Origin of the sequence: Duganella aceris (assembly GCF_011090165.1) — a bacterium.
Classification (GTDB): Bacteria; Pseudomonadota; Gammaproteobacteria; order Burkholderiales; family Burkholderiaceae_D; genus Rugamonas; species Rugamonas aceris.
The window spans coordinates 422332-437974 of the sequence record NZ_JAADJT010000002.1 but is presented as its reverse complement, the minus strand read 5'-3'; the positions used below and the strand labels follow the sequence as shown (position 1 = coordinate 437974).

18 protein-coding genes are annotated in these 15643 nt (G+C 63.5%); 7 read left to right on the top strand and 11 right to left on the bottom strand.

Annotation, left to right across the window (positions count from 1 at the left end):
- Nucleotide 1: 1 nt before the first annotated feature.
- Together GW587_RS06460 and GW587_RS06455 are read right to left on the bottom strand one after the other, a co-directional pair.
- Nucleotides 2-1333 carry an MFS transporter gene (locus tag GW587_RS06460; RefSeq protein ID WP_166100072.1) on the bottom strand — a complete coding sequence of 444 codons (1332 nt, stop codon included), beginning with the start codon at nucleotides 1331-1333 and terminating at the stop codon, nucleotides 2-4.
- 8 nt (nucleotides 1334-1341) lie between these two features.
- Entirely contained in the window at nucleotides 1342-1800 is a 459-nt protein-coding gene (locus GW587_RS06455; RefSeq protein WP_166100069.1) for a MarR family winged helix-turn-helix transcriptional regulator, read from the bottom strand.
- A gap of 197 nt (nucleotides 1801-1997) precedes the next feature.
- Here GW587_RS06455 and GW587_RS06450 point away from each other — a divergent pair, with 197 nt between their 5' ends.
- The gene (locus tag GW587_RS06450; protein ID WP_166100066.1) at nucleotides 1998-3203 is read left to right on the top strand and encodes a cation:proton antiporter; all 1206 of its coding nucleotides are present in this window, start codon (nucleotides 1998-2000) and stop codon (nucleotides 3201-3203) included.
- A gap of 12 nt (nucleotides 3204-3215) precedes the next feature.
- The gene (locus GW587_RS06445) at nucleotides 3216-3464 is read left to right on the top strand and encodes a DUF3297 family protein (RefSeq protein ID WP_166100064.1); all 249 of its coding nucleotides are present in this window, start codon (nucleotides 3216-3218) and stop codon (nucleotides 3462-3464) included.
- Between the two features lie 52 nt (nucleotides 3465-3516).
- Here GW587_RS06445 and GW587_RS06440 read toward each other — a convergent pair whose 3' ends face one another.
- Complete coding sequence (locus tag GW587_RS06440) at nucleotides 3517-3705, bottom strand: hypothetical protein (protein ID WP_166099181.1); 189 nt, start codon at nucleotides 3703-3705, stop codon at nucleotides 3517-3519.
- 115 nt (nucleotides 3706-3820) lie between these two features.
- Here GW587_RS06440 and GW587_RS06435 point away from each other — a divergent pair, with 115 nt between their 5' ends.
- Complete coding sequence (locus GW587_RS06435) at nucleotides 3821-4555, top strand: substrate-binding periplasmic protein (protein WP_166100060.1); 735 nt, start codon at nucleotides 3821-3823, stop codon at nucleotides 4553-4555.
- Here the strand turns inward: GW587_RS06435 and GW587_RS06430 are convergent.
- From GW587_RS06430 to GW587_RS06415, 4 genes are all read right to left on the bottom strand, one after another.
- Nucleotides 4548-5789 carry an MFS transporter gene (locus GW587_RS06430; RefSeq protein WP_166100057.1) on the bottom strand — a complete coding sequence of 414 codons (1242 nt, stop codon included), beginning with the start codon at nucleotides 5787-5789 and terminating at the stop codon, nucleotides 4548-4550. The genes GW587_RS06435 and GW587_RS06430 overlap by 8 nt on opposite strands.
- Nucleotides 5782-6132, bottom strand: coding sequence for a hypothetical protein (locus GW587_RS06425; RefSeq protein ID WP_371875550.1), 351 nt, complete (start codon nucleotides 6130-6132; stop codon nucleotides 5782-5784). The genes GW587_RS06430 and GW587_RS06425 overlap by 8 nt, the downstream gene beginning before the upstream one ends.
- 19 nt (nucleotides 6133-6151) lie before the next feature.
- On the bottom strand, nucleotides 6152-6715 hold the full coding sequence (locus GW587_RS06420; protein ID WP_166100055.1) for an RNA polymerase sigma factor: 564 nt from the start codon (nucleotides 6713-6715) through the stop codon (nucleotides 6152-6154).
- Between the two features lie 324 nt (nucleotides 6716-7039).
- Nucleotides 7040-7393: a phospholipase D-like domain-containing protein gene (locus GW587_RS06415; RefSeq protein WP_166100052.1), complete on the bottom strand. Its 354-nt coding sequence runs from the start codon at nucleotides 7391-7393 to the stop codon at nucleotides 7040-7042.
- A 174-nt stretch (nucleotides 7394-7567) separates the two neighbouring features.
- Here GW587_RS06415 and GW587_RS06410 point away from each other — a divergent pair, with 174 nt between their 5' ends.
- Entirely contained in the window at nucleotides 7568-8788 is a 1221-nt protein-coding gene (locus tag GW587_RS06410; protein ID WP_166100050.1) for a helix-turn-helix domain-containing protein, read from the top strand.
- Between the two features lie 46 nt (nucleotides 8789-8834).
- Complete coding sequence (locus tag GW587_RS06405) at nucleotides 8835-9485, top strand: Vgb family protein (RefSeq protein ID WP_229259316.1); 651 nt, start codon at nucleotides 8835-8837, stop codon at nucleotides 9483-9485.
- 14 nt (nucleotides 9486-9499) lie between these two features.
- Here GW587_RS06405 and GW587_RS06400 read toward each other — a convergent pair whose 3' ends face one another.
- Nucleotides 9500-9877: a winged helix-turn-helix transcriptional regulator gene (locus tag GW587_RS06400; RefSeq protein WP_166100046.1), complete on the bottom strand. Its 378-nt coding sequence runs from the start codon at nucleotides 9875-9877 to the stop codon at nucleotides 9500-9502.
- A gap of 84 nt (nucleotides 9878-9961) precedes the next feature.
- Between GW587_RS06400 and GW587_RS06395 the strand changes: the two genes are divergently transcribed.
- Nucleotides 9962-11101, top strand: a complete 1140-nt coding sequence (locus tag GW587_RS06395; RefSeq protein ID WP_166100044.1) for an alkene reductase — start codon at nucleotides 9962-9964, stop codon at nucleotides 11099-11101.
- Here GW587_RS06395 and GW587_RS06390 read toward each other — a convergent pair.
- Both GW587_RS06390 and GW587_RS06385 read right to left on the bottom strand, forming a co-directional pair.
- Nucleotides 11068-11490: an ester cyclase gene (locus tag GW587_RS06390; protein ID WP_166100041.1), complete on the bottom strand. Its 423-nt coding sequence runs from the start codon at nucleotides 11488-11490 to the stop codon at nucleotides 11068-11070. The two genes, GW587_RS06395 and GW587_RS06390, sit on opposite strands and share 34 nt — an antisense overlap.
- Before the next feature lie 14 nt (nucleotides 11491-11504).
- Nucleotides 11505-12746, bottom strand: coding sequence for an MFS transporter (locus GW587_RS06385; RefSeq protein WP_166100037.1), 1242 nt, complete (start codon nucleotides 12744-12746; stop codon nucleotides 11505-11507).
- 95 nt (nucleotides 12747-12841) lie between these two features.
- Between GW587_RS06385 and GW587_RS06380 the strand changes: the two genes are divergently transcribed.
- Complete coding sequence (locus GW587_RS06380; protein WP_166100034.1) at nucleotides 12842-13681, top strand: LysR family transcriptional regulator; 840 nt, start codon at nucleotides 12842-12844, stop codon at nucleotides 13679-13681.
- A 380-nt stretch (nucleotides 13682-14061) separates the two neighbouring features.
- On the opposite strand, the gene GW587_RS06375 is transcribed toward GW587_RS06380, so the two are convergent.
- A complete protein-coding gene (locus GW587_RS06375) occupies nucleotides 14062-15459 on the bottom strand; it encodes a DEAD/DEAH box helicase (protein WP_166100032.1) in 1398 nt (465 codons plus the stop codon).
- Nucleotides 15460-15643: the final 184 nt, after the last annotated feature.

The following is a 15643-nucleotide window of genomic DNA, read 5'->3' as shown; positions in this document are numbered from 1 at the left end:
CTTATTGCGGTTGCGCGGTGATGCCGCGTATCGGTGTGAACACATACGCCAGCGCCGCGAACACGATCAATATGATGCCACCGCCGGCGAACAATTGCGATAGCGTGATCCGCGTCAGCAGCCAGCCGGCGGCGGCGGCCGACAGCGGCGCCAGTCCCATGAAGATGAACATGAAGATGCTCATGGCGCGGCCCATCATCCGCGGCGGCACGCGGCGCTGGATCCAGGTGAAGACGCCGATCTGCATGAAGCCCGACAGCAGGCCGATAGCCAGCATCAGCGTGGCCGCCTGCCATGCGGCGTGCATCGCGCCCAGCGGCAGCAGCAGTACGCCGACCAGCGCGTCGACCAGCAGGATCATGGTGCCGAAGCTGGCGAAGCGCAGGCGTGCGCCGGCCGTGGCGGCGACCGCCATGCCGAGCAGCGTGCCGGCGCCATTGGCGGCCATCAGCAGGCCCAGGGTGGAGGCGCCGTGCAGGTCGCTGGCCAGCACCGGGATCGCCACCTGCATCGCGCCGCCGATGAACAGCGAGACGGTTCCCCAGTAGATGAAGCACAGGCGCAGCGGCACGTCGTGCCAGACCATGCGCAGACCTGCGCCGACGGAACGCAGCACCGATTCTGCTTCGGCCGCTGGCGGCGGCGCGGTCAGCGCACCGACGCGCGAGAGCGTCCAGGCGGAGAGCAGGAAGCTGAGGCAGTCGATGCCGAAGGCCAGCGCGAGGCCGTGCGCATCGGGGACCATGCCGCCGCCGCCGCCGCCGCCGCCGCCGCCGGCGATCGCCAGCAGGCCGGCCGCCAGCAAGGGGCCGACCAGCATCGACAACTGGCGCAATCCCATCAGCATGCCGTTGGCCGCTTGCAGGTGCTCCGGCGCGATCGCCTGCGGCAGGATCGAGGTGCCGGACGGGATGCCAAACGCCTGCGCCAGACCAAGCCCGAAGGCCAGCATGTAGATCAGCACCAGCGTCAGATGCGGCGTCATCGCGAGCGTCAGCGACAACGAATCCGACAGCGGCATAGTCAGCGCGCCGTGGTCGTTCAGCACCAGCAGCGTCAGTAACGCCAGCAGCGCGGCGTTGGCGTACTTGCTGAGCATGAGCACCCGCTTGGGCGAGTAGCGGTCCACCAGCGCGCCGCCGATCAGGATGAACACCGCGCGCGGTATGCTCATCAAGGCGATGACCAGGCCGAGCGCCAGCGGGTCGCCGGTCAGCTTCAGCACCAGCCAGGGCAGGGCGATCATGGTCAACTGGTCGCCCAGCATCGAGATCACGCCGCCGCGCATCAGCCATTTAAAATTCGGATCGCGCCGCAGCGCCGTGGTGGACATGGCGCCGCTCAGGAGTTGGAAGCGTTCATGCCGGCGATCAGGCCCAGCGCGGAACTGAGATCGTCGAACTGCGACGGCGGACAGCTGCGCAGCAGCTCCTTGCTGATCTGGTCCGCGACCACGACCGCGTTGTTCAGCAGCTCGCGGCCGGTGGCGGTGATGGCGGCGTAGGCGACCCGGGCGTCGCGCGGATCCTGCTGGCGCTCGACCAGGCCGATCTTCTCCAGCGGCAGCAGGGTGCGGGTGACGCCGGACGCGGTCATGCCCTGGCGCTCGGCCAGGTCGACGCGTCGCAGCCGCCCGCCCGGCGCGCGCGCCAGATAATGCAGCAGCATGAAGTCGCTGAAACTGATGCCGTGATAGCCTCCCAGTACCTGATCCAGCCGCCGCACCAGCGTCGCTTGCGCGCGCGCCAGTCGCAGCGTGAATTCCAGGCTGGCGCTGACCGGGGAAATATTGTCTTCCATGACGAACTCCTCATTGATTAATGCTTGAACTATACTTGATTAATCAAGTATACGGAAGGCTTATCGCTGTTGTTAAGTTTTTACAACATTGTTCTGTCATTACAGAATATTACGTAATATTGGTATCGTTTCCAATGCTAAAATATTTGCTGGGACCGAGATCCCTTTATCTACACTACAAAAATAACGGAGACTTTATGCATATGGGGACCACGGAGATCTTCCTGATCGCGATGCTGATCATTTTCAGCGTGCCATACCTGATCTGGCGCTTCGGCCGGACCGACTACTACGCGCCGCTGGTGGTGGTGCAGATCATCGCCGGCATCCTGCTGGGGCCGGGCATCATGGGCCGCGCCTTTCCGGAGTACTATAGTTTCGTGTTCAACCCGCAGGTGGTGCAGTCGCTGAACGGCATCGCGTGGTGGGCGGTGATGATTTTCGTGATGATCGCCGGCATCGAGCTGGACCTGAAAAAAGCCTGGGAGCACCGCCGCGAAAGCAGCATCACCGCCGGCCTGGCGCTGGGCACGCCGCTGTTGTTCGGCTGCGTCGCCGCGCTGGGCCTGGTCGGCTACGCCGGCTGGATGGGACCGAAGGCGCGCGACTGGCAGTTCGTGCTCGGCGTCGGCATGGCCTGCGCGGTCACCGCGCTGCCGATCCTGATCCTGCTGATGGAAAAACTGGAGATCCTGCGCCAGCCGATCGGCCAGCGCATCCTGCGCTACGCCAGCCTGGACGACATCGCCATCTGGGGCGTGCTGGCGCTGATCCTGCTGGACTGGGACCGCGTCGGCCGCCAGGCCGGCTTCCTGCTGCTGTTCGCCGTCGTGACCAAGCTGTTCCGCATGATGATGGTGCGGCTGGAGGAGCGCGACCGCTGGTATATTTCCTTCATCTGGCTGGCGATGTGCGCCTTCGCCGCCGACTGGGCCGGGCTGCACTTCATGGTCGGCGCCTTCCTGGCCGGCGCGGTGATGGACGCCGAGTGGTTCAACCAGGAGAAGATGGACTTTATGCGCGCCAACGTGCTGATGGCGATCATGCCGGTGTTCTTCCTCAGCACCGGCCTGCGCACCAACTGGGCGATGGGCGGTTCGGCGGTGTTCGTGGTGGCGGCGGTGCTGCTGATCGCCTCGGTCAGCGGCAAGCTGGCGGGCATCCATGTCGCCGGCCGGATCCTCAAGTGGGCGCCGGGCGAGGCCTCGATCATCGGCTGGCTGCTGCAAACCAAGGCGCTGATCATGATCATTTTCGCCAACATCCTGCTCGACAAGCAGATCATCACCAGCGAGACCTTCACCGCGCTGCTGCTGATGGCGATCGGCAGCACCATGCTGACGGTGCCGATGGTGTATCCAAAATTACAGCGCGTGGCGCAGCTGATCTTTAAAACCAGCTGATATAATTGGGGGATGAACGATACTACTCAACGCCCACCACTGCCGGATCATCTGTCGATCGATCCGCGCAGCCCACACCATGTCGCAGCCGTGTTCGAACACGATGTCGGCATCAAATTTAACGACAAAGAACGCATGGACGTCGACGAATACTGCATCAGCGAAGGCTGGATCAAGGTCTCGTCGGCCAAGAGCCTGGACCGCCGTGGCAACCCGATGCTGATCAAGCTGAAGGGTAAAGTCGAAGCGTTCTACCGTTAAACCGTCGTCGGATAAAAAGAAAGCCACCGAAGCAGCGCTCGGTGGCTTTTTTTTATTTGTCGACTTCGCCGCGTAGCTTGTCGAGCATTTCCAGCGTGCCGGGGGAGAGGTTCATGATGCCGTGATAGGCGCAGTATTCACAAAACGCTTCCTCCGGGCTCATCGCTGCGATGCTGGTGTCCGAGTGGCCACGACGACGCAAGGCGCGCAAACATGCCGCATCCATATTTCTGGAGTTCATGCACTACTCCCTTTCATATCTGGTATGGTTAGTGGGTTATCAACTGCAAATATTATAGGTCGAAAATAATGCCGTGTGGAAACTATATTGGCTTTGCTTAACAAATAGAAACAATTTGCTACGCCTGCTGGCGGGTATGGCCGGGCTGACGCTGGCCTTCTGCGCGTTCGCGGCCGCGCCGTTGACCGTGGTGACCGAGGAATTCCCGCCATATAGCTACACGCGCGGCGGCAAGCTGACCGGGTATTCGGTCGACGTGGTGCGGGCGGCGCTCGACGGCGCCGGGCTGGTCTACAGTATCAGCAGTTATCCGTGGGCGCGCGCCTACCAAATGGCGCATTCCCGGCCCAATGTGCTGATCTTCAGCATGGTCCGTTCGCCGGAGCGGGAACAACAATTCCAGTGGATCGCCCAGATCGCCAAGCGCAGCGTCTACCTGTACAAGCTGGCCAGGCGGCGCGACGTCAACGTCGCCACGCTGGAGGACATGCGGCGCTATCGCATCGCCGCCAACCGCGGCGACATCGTCGAGGAGCAGCTGCATCACCTGGGCTTCGACGCCGACCTGTCGAACGACGACCAGACCAGCCTGAAGAAATTGATGGTGGGGAGGGTGGATCTGATGGTGGCGTCGGAAGCGTCGATCAAGGGCGTCTGCGCTGCGGCCGGCATCTCCTGCACGCTGCTGGAGCGCACCATGCCGATGCCGGGCCTGACCGACTACTACGTCGCCGCCAGCCTCGGCACGCCGGCCGACACGGTGCGGCTGCTGCGCGCCGAGTTCGGCAAGATCAAGGACTCGCCCCTGATTGACCGGCTGGCGGACAAATACGGGATCGAAGTCAGGTAGCGGGCTGCGGCGCCGGCGCCGCCGCCATGCCGCGTTGCAGCAACCACACCAGGCCCACCGCGACCAGCGAGGTCGCCACCACCACATAGCCGACGGTGTCGAAATGCTGCAGCCTGCCGTCCGCCGCCTGCGTCACGATATGGCCGGACGCCACCGACGCCAGGCCGCCGGCCAGCTGCTGGATCGAGGCGCTGATGGCGTTGTACGATCCGCGCTGGGTCTGCACCGGCACCGTCGACGACAGCGCCTGGAACGGAATCATGCGCGAGAAGATCCCGACGAACATCAGCGAATTGATCAGCACCAGCGCCGCCAGCGGGATGTGGCCGAGGTGGGTATAGACCAGCACCATCACGATCGACAGCACGGTGCCGAACAGGAACACGCGGAACTTGCCGAAGGCGTCGGCCGCCTTGCCGATCAGCGGCCCCATGAAGATGGTGCAGACGCCGGTGATCAGGTACACCGTCGGCAGGTGGTGCAGGTCGATGCCCATGTTGTTGACGATGTAGGCGCTGCTGAACGGCATCAGCATGAAGCCGCCGGTGGTCAGCAGGGCGGTGATCGCGAACGCCAGCAGGTAACGCTTCTCGGTCACCGTGTGGTACAGGTGCATGAACGGGCTGTGCTCCTGCGGCTTGCCGAGGTGGGCGTCGACCGGCTGCATCTGCCAGGCCACCAGCAGGCCGCCGACCAGGCCGAAGGCCGCCATCGCCATGAACGGCACGTGCCAGTTCCACTGGTTCGACAGATAGATGCCGGCCGGGATGCCGAGCACCTGGCTGGCGGCGAACGCGGTCTGGATCAGGCCCATGACGCGGCCGCGCATCTGCGGCGGGAACAGGTCGGTGGAGATCGCCAGCACCACGGAGCCGATCACGCCGCCGAACAGGCCGGTGACGATGCGCGCCGCCAGCAGGCTCTCGAACGATTGCGCCAGCCCGCACCAGACGGTGCCGAGGATGAAGCCGGTGTAGAAGAACAGCAGCAGTTTCTTGCGGTCGAAGCGGTCGGCGAAGCCGGCGGTCAGCAAGCCGGAGGCGCCGGCGCTGAAGGCGTAGGCCGACACCACCAGGCCGAACTGGCTGGGGCCGATGTTCAGCGCCGGCATGATGACCGCGCCCAGCGGCGACATCAGCATGAAGTCCAGGATCACGGCGAACTGCAGGAAGGCCAGCATCGCCACCACGGTTTTTTGATAGCGGCTGAACGGGACCGCCGGAGCTTTAGTCATCTTGTTTTTCCTCGGTGTTGCGTGGGCGGCACCAGTTGGCGGCGCGCTGTTTGTGGAACTGCTGGCGCTCCTCGGGCGTCATCGCCTGCCAGCGCTGCCAGTGCTCGCGCTTTTCCTGCCAGCTGCCGTGATGGCCGTGGCCGCGGAAACCGCCGAAGAGTATCCGGCACAGTAACAGCAAACCGAGCGCGCGCCAATAATCGATGGTCATGGCGCCGGTGAGCAGGCCGGGCATGATCCAGTTCCACAGCCACATCACCATCGCGCCGAGCACGGCGGCGCCGGCCAGCAGCATCAGCCCCCGGATCAGTTTCATTTTCTTGTAGCTCATTTCTTTACGCATTGTGTTACTCCTTTCAATTTTATTCGTCGTCGTACATGGCTTGCAGGCGTTGGCGCAGGTACAGGACCGCGTAGCGTTTGCGTGCCAGTAAGGTGTTGATCGAGACGCCGGTCTGTTCGGCCATCTCCTTGAAGCTGATCCCGTCGAGTTCGTGGGCGATGAAGACGTCGCGTTGGTTGGGCGGTAGTTCATCGAGCGCGAGCTGCAGTTCCTCCAGCAGCATCGAGCGGGTGTAGGCCGCCTCGGGGCCGGCGTCGAGCGACGGCAGCATCAGGTCGAGGCGGTAATCGTCGCCGTCCTCGTCGGCGGAGGCCAGATCGTCGAGTGCGACTTCCTTCTTTTTGCGGAAGCGGTCGATGATCCGGTTGCGCGCGACCCGGAACAGCCAGGCGCTCACCTGCTCGATCGGTTCGGGCAGGCGGTAGGCTTGGGTGAATTCGTAGAAGACATCCTGCAGGATGTCGTCGGCATCGGTCTGGTCGGCGACGCGGCGGCGGATGAAGTTCCCCAACTTCGAACGCTCCCGCAACACGGTCGCGGTGATGTCATCGTCTTTTTTAGCGGTGTTGTATGGCGGTGTCATGCGATTGAAGACGATTCGCCGCGAGGGTTATTGTGGGAAATGCGAAAATATTTAGCATGACCTTGGCGGCGGCGGCGGGGCGCTGCATCAACGACGCCTGCCGACGTCTAAAATCGGTCGTCATCGCCGTCACTGTCGCCCTCACTCAAGTAGTCGAATATTGACATGTCGAATTCGAACTGGGGTTGGAGTTTTTTGTTTTCCGAGCTCATGGGTTCTGATATTGTGTAAATGCGTTGCCACATCCAGAAATAGCTTTCAGATAATTTTTCGCTGCTGCCGATGATCACATTTTCCAGCGAACGGGTGGCGTTACTGGAAAAGTTATAACTGCCCGACCAAAATTTCTTCGCCACGAGTTTTCGTTTTGGCGCATTTCCAACAGCAGGTTGTGAATCGTCCTCGATCAGCTCGCATATTCTGGCTATATTTGGGATCCTTCTGCACGATGAGACTCAAATATTTTTTCTTCTTCAAGGCATCAATGATGTCAGTATCAGTTATCCACGCCACGCACCCAACAATGCACTCCGCTTCTTCTATGAAATCCAGAAGGTGGGATTTGATATTTTGAAAAATTACCTGGGTATCGCCATCTTCTTCGTTTAATGAATACTGTTTAAAATGAGAATTTAAATTCTGTAAGCCGATATTCGGATATTTATTTTTGATATTCATGTAGTAAGTATTGAATTTCAGTTTCGCCAAGTCCGCGCTGCCTGAGAATGTAACGCATTTATGAATTGTTGTCAGTTGGTGATTGCCAAATGAGTATCCCCGTGTCAGCATCGATTATAGTGATTGGTTTACCACAGGGGAATGCGTGCGCAATTTTGATGGACTTGGCTCGCGATGGATGCGCTGATCGCCGCCTCCGCCCGCGCGCTTGCGGGCGGCGACGCGATTGGCGCGCTCAAGCACGTGGCCTTGCGCGACGATCCGCCGGCGCTGGCCTTGCGCGGCATCGCGATGGCGCAGTTGGGCGATTATCCGCGTGCGCGCGAGTTGCTGCGCCTGGCGGCGCGCGGTTTCGGCGCGCATGAGGAACTGGCGCGGGCACGCTGCGTCGTTGCCGAGGCGGAAGTGGCGCTCGCGGTGCGCGACTTCGGCGGCTCGCCGCGTGCGTTGACGGCGGCGTTGGCGACGCTGGAGTCGCATGCCGATCATGCCAACGCATTGCAAGCGCGATTGATCGCGGCGCGCAGGCTGCTGTTGCTGGGACGCCTCGACCAGGCCGAGGCCACGCTGGCGCAACTGAACGGACGCGGCTTGCCGCCGCCGCTGGCCGCGGTCGCCGAGCTGGCCGCCGCCGAACTGGCGTTGCGTTCACTGCGGGTCGCGCCGGCGCGCGCGGCGCTCTCGCGGGCGCATCAGGCCGCCGAGCGTGCCCGGGTGCCGGCGTTGCTGCGCGAAGTCGAGGAGGCGCGGGCCGCCGTCGAGCGTCCCGCCGCGCGCCGCCTGAGCGGAGGCGGCCAGCAAGCGCTGCGGCTCGACGAGGTGGCGGCGCTGCTGGATTCCGGCGCGCTGGTGCTGGACGGCTGCCGTCGCGCGCTGGGTGTCGGCGATGCCTGGCAGTCGTTGGCGCGGCGGCCGATACTGTTCGCGCTGGCGCGCGCGTTGGCCGAGGCCTGGCCGGGCGATAGCGACCGCGCAACCTTAATCGCCGGCGCCTTCCGCACCCATCAACCCGACCAGACGCATCGCGCCCGGCTGCGCGTCGAGATCGGCAGGCTGCGCAAGCTGGTGGCCGGCATGGCGCGGATCGACGCCACGCCGCGCGGCTTCGCCCTCAGGCCGCTTGAAGCACGCGAGGTGGTGGTGCTGATCCCGCCCATCGACGGCGAGCAAGCGTCGCTGCTGGCGCTGCTGTCCGACGGCGCCGCCTGGTCGACCTCGGCGCTGGCGATGGCGCTGGGCGACAGTCAGCGCACCATCCAGCGCGCGCTGGCCGAGCTGGAGGCGGCGGGGCGGGTGCGCGCGATCGGCCAGGGGCGCACCAAACGTTGGCTGGCGCCGCCGCTGGCCGGATACACGACAATCTTGTTACTCCCCGCCGCGCTGCCGATCGCATAAAGTTGTGTTGCGGCGCCGATCCGAGGCGCCCCATAAGGAGATGACGATGACCAGCAAAGAAATAGTTCACCCGGCCGAGATCGTTCGCGAATACGGCCCCTTCGACGGCGCCGAGCGCGTGCATGGCGTCACCCACGACGGCCAGCGCGTCTGGGCCGCCACCGGCGAGAAGCTGATCGCCTTCGATCCCGCCAGCGGCGAGACCACCCGCGCGCTCGACCGCGCCTGCGACGCCGGCACCGCGTTCGACGGCACCTACCTCTACCAGATCGCCGAGCGGCGCATCGACAAGATCGATCCCGCCAGCGGCGAGGTGCTGGCCTCGATTCCGGCGCCGGGCGACGGCTACGATTCGGGCATGGCCTGGGCCGAGGGCAGCCTGTGGGTCGGCCAGTACCGCGACCGCAAGATCCATCAGATCGATCCGGCGACCGGCGCGCTGATCCGCAGCATCGATTCGAATCGCTTCGTCACCGGCGTGACCTGGGTCGACGGCCAACTGTGGCACGGCACCTGGGAGGGCGACGACAGCGATATCCGCCGCATCGATCCGGCCGACGGCGCGGTGCTGGAGCGGCTGGAGATGCCGGCCGGGACCGGCGTCAGCGGGCTGGAATCCGACGGCGCCAGCCTGTTCTACTGCGGTGGCGGCGGCAGCGGCAGGGTGCGCGCGGTGCGGCGTCCGGCGGGACAATAGTTGTTCGCGCGGTGTCAGCTGGCGCGGGCCCGGACCACGGCTTCGCAGGGCACTAGCCGGGGAACTTCGTCGCGCTGTTGGGCGTGATGGGTTCCCCATTCGATCAGCGAGTTCAACACCGGCCGCAGGCTTTCGCCCAGCGGCGTGAGGACGTATTCGATGCCCTGGCGATCCCCGGCGCAGGGCTGCCTGCTCACCATGCCGTGCTCCTCCAGCGTTCGCAGGTGTTCGATCAGCACTTTCTGTGAGATGCCGACGATGCGGTTCTCCAGCTCGCAGGTGCGGTGCGGGCCGTCCAGCAGCACATGCAGAATGACCGCCTTCCAGCGCCCGGACAGCACGCCCAGCGCGCGCTCGATCGGCAAGCCGGGCAGGTTCTTGATGATCTTCATTCGCTTCCACTAACCAAACTGTGTGTAGATGGGCGGATGATCGAAAAGTAGACTTCCGATTTCATATCAACCCAAGGAAGTTCTATGATAAACCTGTTTGAATCTCAATTGCTTGGCCCGGCCGTTTCGCTGAAGAACCGCGTCGTCATGGCGCCGATGACCCGCACGCGGACCTCCGAAGGCGATGTCCCGAACGCGCTGATGGCCACCTATTACGGGCAGCGCGCCGGCGCCGGCTTGATCGTTTCCGAGGTGATGAACGTCGCGCCCTCCAGCAAGGGCTATGCGCTGATGCCCGGTATCTACACGGACGCCCAGCGCGAGGGCTGGCGCCTGGTGACCGATGAGGTGCATCGCAACGGCGGTACGATATTCGCGCAGATATTCCATGTCGGCCGGATGGCGCATGCGTCGCTGATGCCGAACGGCGCGGCGCCGTGGGGCGTGACCGAGGAAAGGGCGGAGGATTCGGATGTCTTCGCGCACGATGCGGAGGGCAAGCTGAGCTACATTCGCGCGGGCACGCCGAGGCGCATCGGGACGGAAGAAGTGTCGGCCTTGGTCGCGACCTTTGCCCAGGCTTTTGCCCATGCGCGGCAGGCCGGCTTTGATGGCGTCGAGATCCATGCGGCCAATGGCTATCTGTTCGATCAATTCATGAACTCCAGACTCAATACGCGCACTGATCGCTACGGTGGCGCTCGGGTGGAGGACCGCACGCGCTTCCTGATGGAAGTCGTGGACGCGGCGGTGCGCGAGTGGGGACTGGGCGGTGTCGGCGTGCGCATGTCGCCATTCGGCCGGTTTAATTCCATGCCCGCCGATCCGCTCGTGGAGGAAACGCTGTTGTACGTTAGCGAGCAGCTGGGGCGGCGTGGCGTCGCGTATCTGCACTTGGTGTATGAGCTGATGCCAACTGGGAACATGGAGACAGGCGAGTTCAAGAAGCACTACATCTCGCACGTTCTGCTTACCAAGGTCCGGGCGGCTTTTCCCGGGGCGATCATCTGGTGCGGCGGCTTCACCGACCGGTCGAGCGCCCAGGTTGCGCTCGACACCGGCCTGGTGGACTTGATCGCCTTCGGCAGGCCGTACATCGCCAATCCGGATCTGGTTGAACGCCTGCAAAACGACTGGCCGTTGGCCGAAGCGGATCGCTCAACTTATTACACCCGGCGCGGCGAGATGGGTTACACGGATTTCCCAACGTTTAAGGCGTTGTAGGCTTCCCAGCTGGCGCGCTCGACCCAGTTGTGCATCAGCTTGCCGTCTTCGCGAATTTGCCAGATCGCGGTGCCGGTGAAGCTGACGGCGCGCTGGTCCGGCGGCAGGCCGAACATGCCGTTGTTGCGGCCGCTCACACGCCAGCGCGAGGCGACCCGGCTGCCGTCGTCGTTCTGGAAGGTTTCGATGACGTCGAATCGCAGGTCGGTGATGAGGTGGTTGAATTGTTTCGCCCACGCCTTGAAGCTGTCGCGCGAGCGGACGTCGACGCCGCCGGAGGTGATGACGAAATCCTCGACGCAAAAGCGGTCGATCGCGTCGAAGTCCTTGCCTTGCCAGACGGCGGCCCAGAAGGCTTCGACTATGTGTACTCCGTTTAGTTTGCTCATGTTTATCTCCAAAGTTAGCGTGGCAGGCGGGTCGCGACCAAGCATGCGGCGGCGGCTGCGGCGACGATCAGCGCCGCTGCGAAGGTGGTGGCGCCGAGCGTCATGCCGGCGCGGTCCATCAGGAAGCCGGTAGCCACGGGCAGCAGTCCGGCCGGAATGTAGGCGCCGATGTTCAGCAGCGAGTTGGCCTGCGCGCGCCGATGGTCCGCCACCCGCATGCCGATCGCGGTCAGTCCGCCGAGTTGGCCGAGGCCTTGTCCCATGCCGGCCAGGCTGGCCGCCGCCAGCAGCAGCGCCGGGATGGCGGCGTGGATAGCGCCGATCAGGGCGGCCATCGACAATGCCGTCGCCGTCGCGCCGAGCAGCAGTATGGTGCGGATCGGCAGTTTCTTGACGGCGAACTGCACGCCGGTCGCGCTCAGGAACATCAGGCATGCCGTGCCGCCGGCCAGCAGCGGGCTGGTGATGTGCAGCAGTTTGGACAGCAGCGCAGGGCCCAAGGCGAGGACGAAGGAGGTGGCCGACAGTCCTGGCGCGAAGACCGCGACGCCCAATGCCAGGTCGCGCCGATTCTGCGCCGGCACGGATGGCAGGCGCAGGCGCCAGCTGGTGGCGTTGCCATCGTCGCCATCGCTGCCGGGGCCGCCGCGTGGCGGGACGGGGAGAGGCATCGTCAGCATCACGACCATGGCGCTCGCCAGCAAGGCTAACTCGATGCCGAAGATCGTGGCGACGGGGTGGTCCATCTGTTGCGCCAGCGTGCCGGCCAGCAGCGGCCCCAGTCCGGCGCCGAGCACCATGGCGATCGAAGCGGCCTGCGATGCCTGGCGTTTGCGCGCCGGTCCGCCGACGTCCACCACAGCGGCCATCCCGGCGGAGACGATGATGCCGACCGCTATCCCGGTCAGGAAGCGGGCGGCGATCAGCGCGGCGACCGATGATGCCGCGACAAACAATCCGCAGGCGGCCATGGCGATCAGGAAGCCGGGGAGCAGGACCGCCTTGCGTCCCAGCCGGTCCGACAGTTGTCCGGCGACCAGCAGCGCGCCGAGCAGGCCGATGATGTAGGCGGCGAAGATCACCGTCAGCGTGCCCGATGAAAAAGCAAATTGCCGCTGCCAGTGCAGGTACAGCGGCGTGGCGGAATTGGACAAGATAAAAACCGCCGTCACCATCCAGGCGGCGACGGGAATTTTCCAGCCCGCCACGGACGGCGATGGACGGGCGAGGGCGGCGGCGGTGTGATGCATATTCATGTTTCTCTCCTGGCTTGCAGATGTTTGCTATTCTGCCGACTACGCCAAAGAAGCGAAATTCCCCAATAATTCACTTGGCTTGTGAGGAAATACCCATGTTCGATTGGGAAGATCTGCGTCACTTCACCGTGTTCGCGCAGGAGAAGTCTCTGTCGGCCGCCGCGCGCCGGCTGAAAGTCGACCATGCGACGGTGGCGCGCCGCATCGCCGCGCTGGAAGGCGCGCTGCAACTCAAACTGGTGGAGCGGCGTCCGCGCGCCTATTTCCTGACGCCGGACGGCGAGCGCATCGGCGCACTCGGCCAGCGCATGGAAATGGAATCGCTGGCGGTGCAGCGTACCGCGTCGGCGGGCCAGTCCGGGATCTCGGGCGAGGTGGCCGTCAGCGCGCCGCCGGCGATGACGGCCGCGCTGATCGCGCCGCGCCTGCCGGAGTTGCGCGGCAAATATCCTGACTTGCATATCCGGCTCGATGCCGATACACGCAACGTTTCGCTGGTGCGGCGCGAAGCGGATATCGCGATCCGCCTGAGTCGTCCGGTCGATGAGGAACTGGTGGTGCGCAAGATCGCCAAGGTGACTTTTTCCTTGTACGCCGCGCGAACGCGCGACCCGGCTGACCGCGCCTGCATCGCCTACGACATCAGCATGGACGACACGCCGCAGCAGCTATGGCTGTTGGCGCAGGTCGGCGCCGCGCCGATTGTTTTGCGCAGCAATGACCTGGCGGTGCAGGCGGCGGCTGTGGCGGCGGGCGTGGGCATCGCTGTGCTGCCCGATTTCATGGGTGGCAGCGATCAACGTCTGACTCGTCTGCCGCACACCGGCCCGGCGCTGGAGCGCGAAGTCTGGATCGCGGTGCATAGCGACTTGCGCCACGCGCCGCGCATCCAGGCGGTGATGGCCTTCCTGGCGGCTTGTTTCGAGCGGCAATAAAAAAGCGGCCCGGATTCCGGGCCGGTGGATCTAGGGGGGGAGGTCTTTTTTTTGGGGTTTTACTAAAACCTGCGATCGCATACTGCATCGCGATACCCGCCGATATTTCATCAGAGTGGCCACTACTTGGTGAACTAAACGCCGATATCCGGCTCTAACGTTTATAGGCTATAGAGCTTCCCTTTGCCTTCCCCATCCGTGTTCCAGACAATTTGCTGGTGGAATTCGGCATGGAGCCCTTGGTCTGCGAAGTGCTCCGCGCCACCGCCACCCGCGCCGCGCGATAACGGCAAACAGCCGTCCAGGCAGCTTCCGCACTGAGCCAAAAAAAAGCCACCGGCTTGCGCGGGTGGCTTTTTGATCAAAGCGACGACGAACGATTAACGATCGCCGTAGCTGCGGCGTGCGCCGTCGGTGCTGCGTGGGTTGCTGCCTTTGTAGCCGCCGCCTTCGCTGCGCGGTGCGCTGCCTGGCTTGCTGAACGAACGCTGGCCCGATGGCTTGGCGCCGGTGCGGTTGTCGCCCGGTTTCCAGCCGCCTGGACGCGAGGTCGAACGTGCCGCCGAAGCGGTTTTCTTCGGCTCGTAGCCTTCGATCACATTCACCGGAATCAGTTGCTTGGTGAAGCGTTCGATGCGCTTGACGTTCATGCCTTCGGCGTGGTTCACCAGCGAGATCGCCAGACCGTTACGGCCGGCACGACCGGTACGGCCGATGCGGTGGACGTAGTCTTCCGGGAACTTCGGCAGATCGTAGTTGAACACGTGGGTGATCGTCGGAACGTCGATACCGCGGGCGGCGACGTCGGTGGCGATCAGGATCTTGACCTGGCCGCGGCGCAGGCTGTCCAGGGTGCGGTTACGCGCGCCCTGGTGCATGTCGCCGTGCAGAGCGGCGGCCGAGAAACCGGCGATGTTCAGACGGTCGGCGATGGTGTCGGCGTCACGCTTGGTGGCGGTGAATACAACGGCCTGATCCAGCGAATCGTCGCGCAGCAAGTGGTCCAGCAGGCGGTTCTTGTGCGACAGATCGTCGACGAAGTGCACGCGCTGGGTGATGTTTTCATGCTTGTTGGCGGCGCTCAGGATCTGGATGACTTGTGGATCCTTGGTGATGCGGCGTGCCATGTTGCCGACGACGCCATCCAGCGTGGCCGAGAACAGCATGGTTTGACGGGTCGACGGAGTCGCTTCGACGATCTTTTCGATGTCGTCGATGAAACCCATGTCCAGCATGCGGTCGGCTTCGTCCAGCACCAGGATTTCCAGTTGCGAGAAATCGATCTTGCCCGATTCCATGTGGTCGATCAGACGGCCAGGGGTCGCGACCAGGATCTCAGGATTCTTGGCCAGCAGTTGCATCTGTTTCGGGTAAGGCATACCGCCCAGGATCGACACTGCCTTCAGACGACGCAGGTTGACGCTGTACTTGTCGGTATTGGAAGTCACTTGCAGGGCCAGTTCGCGGGTTGGGGTCAACACCAGCATTTTTGGCTGTGCAGCTTTAAAACGTGGACGCTCGCCGCGCGCACGGGCGGCTTGCATTTCTTGATTTGGAGTCTTGCCGGCGGCTGCCGGGTCGATCTCGGACAAACGGTGCAGCGACGGCAGCATGAAGGCTGCAGTCTTGCCGGAACCGGTTTGCGAGGAAACCAACAAGTCCTTGCCTGCGATCGCCGCAGGGATCGCCTGCTGCTGAACTGGAGTCGGCGCGGTGTAGCCGGCGTCGGTCAGGGCTTTGATGAGGGACGTGTTGAGACCAAGTGCTTCAAATGTCATTCTTTTCTTTCGTAAAAATCAGCGTGCGGTAAAAATCCGAACGCGAAATAGCAACGCCTACCAAAACGAAATGACTCAATCAAAATCGAAAGAAATTTCGGCACAAAAGCTTTGCGCCGGGACGGTGTCAGGTGCGACACCAAAGGCGGGAGGGCTTTATAGCGACATCAGGATGATGCGCTGA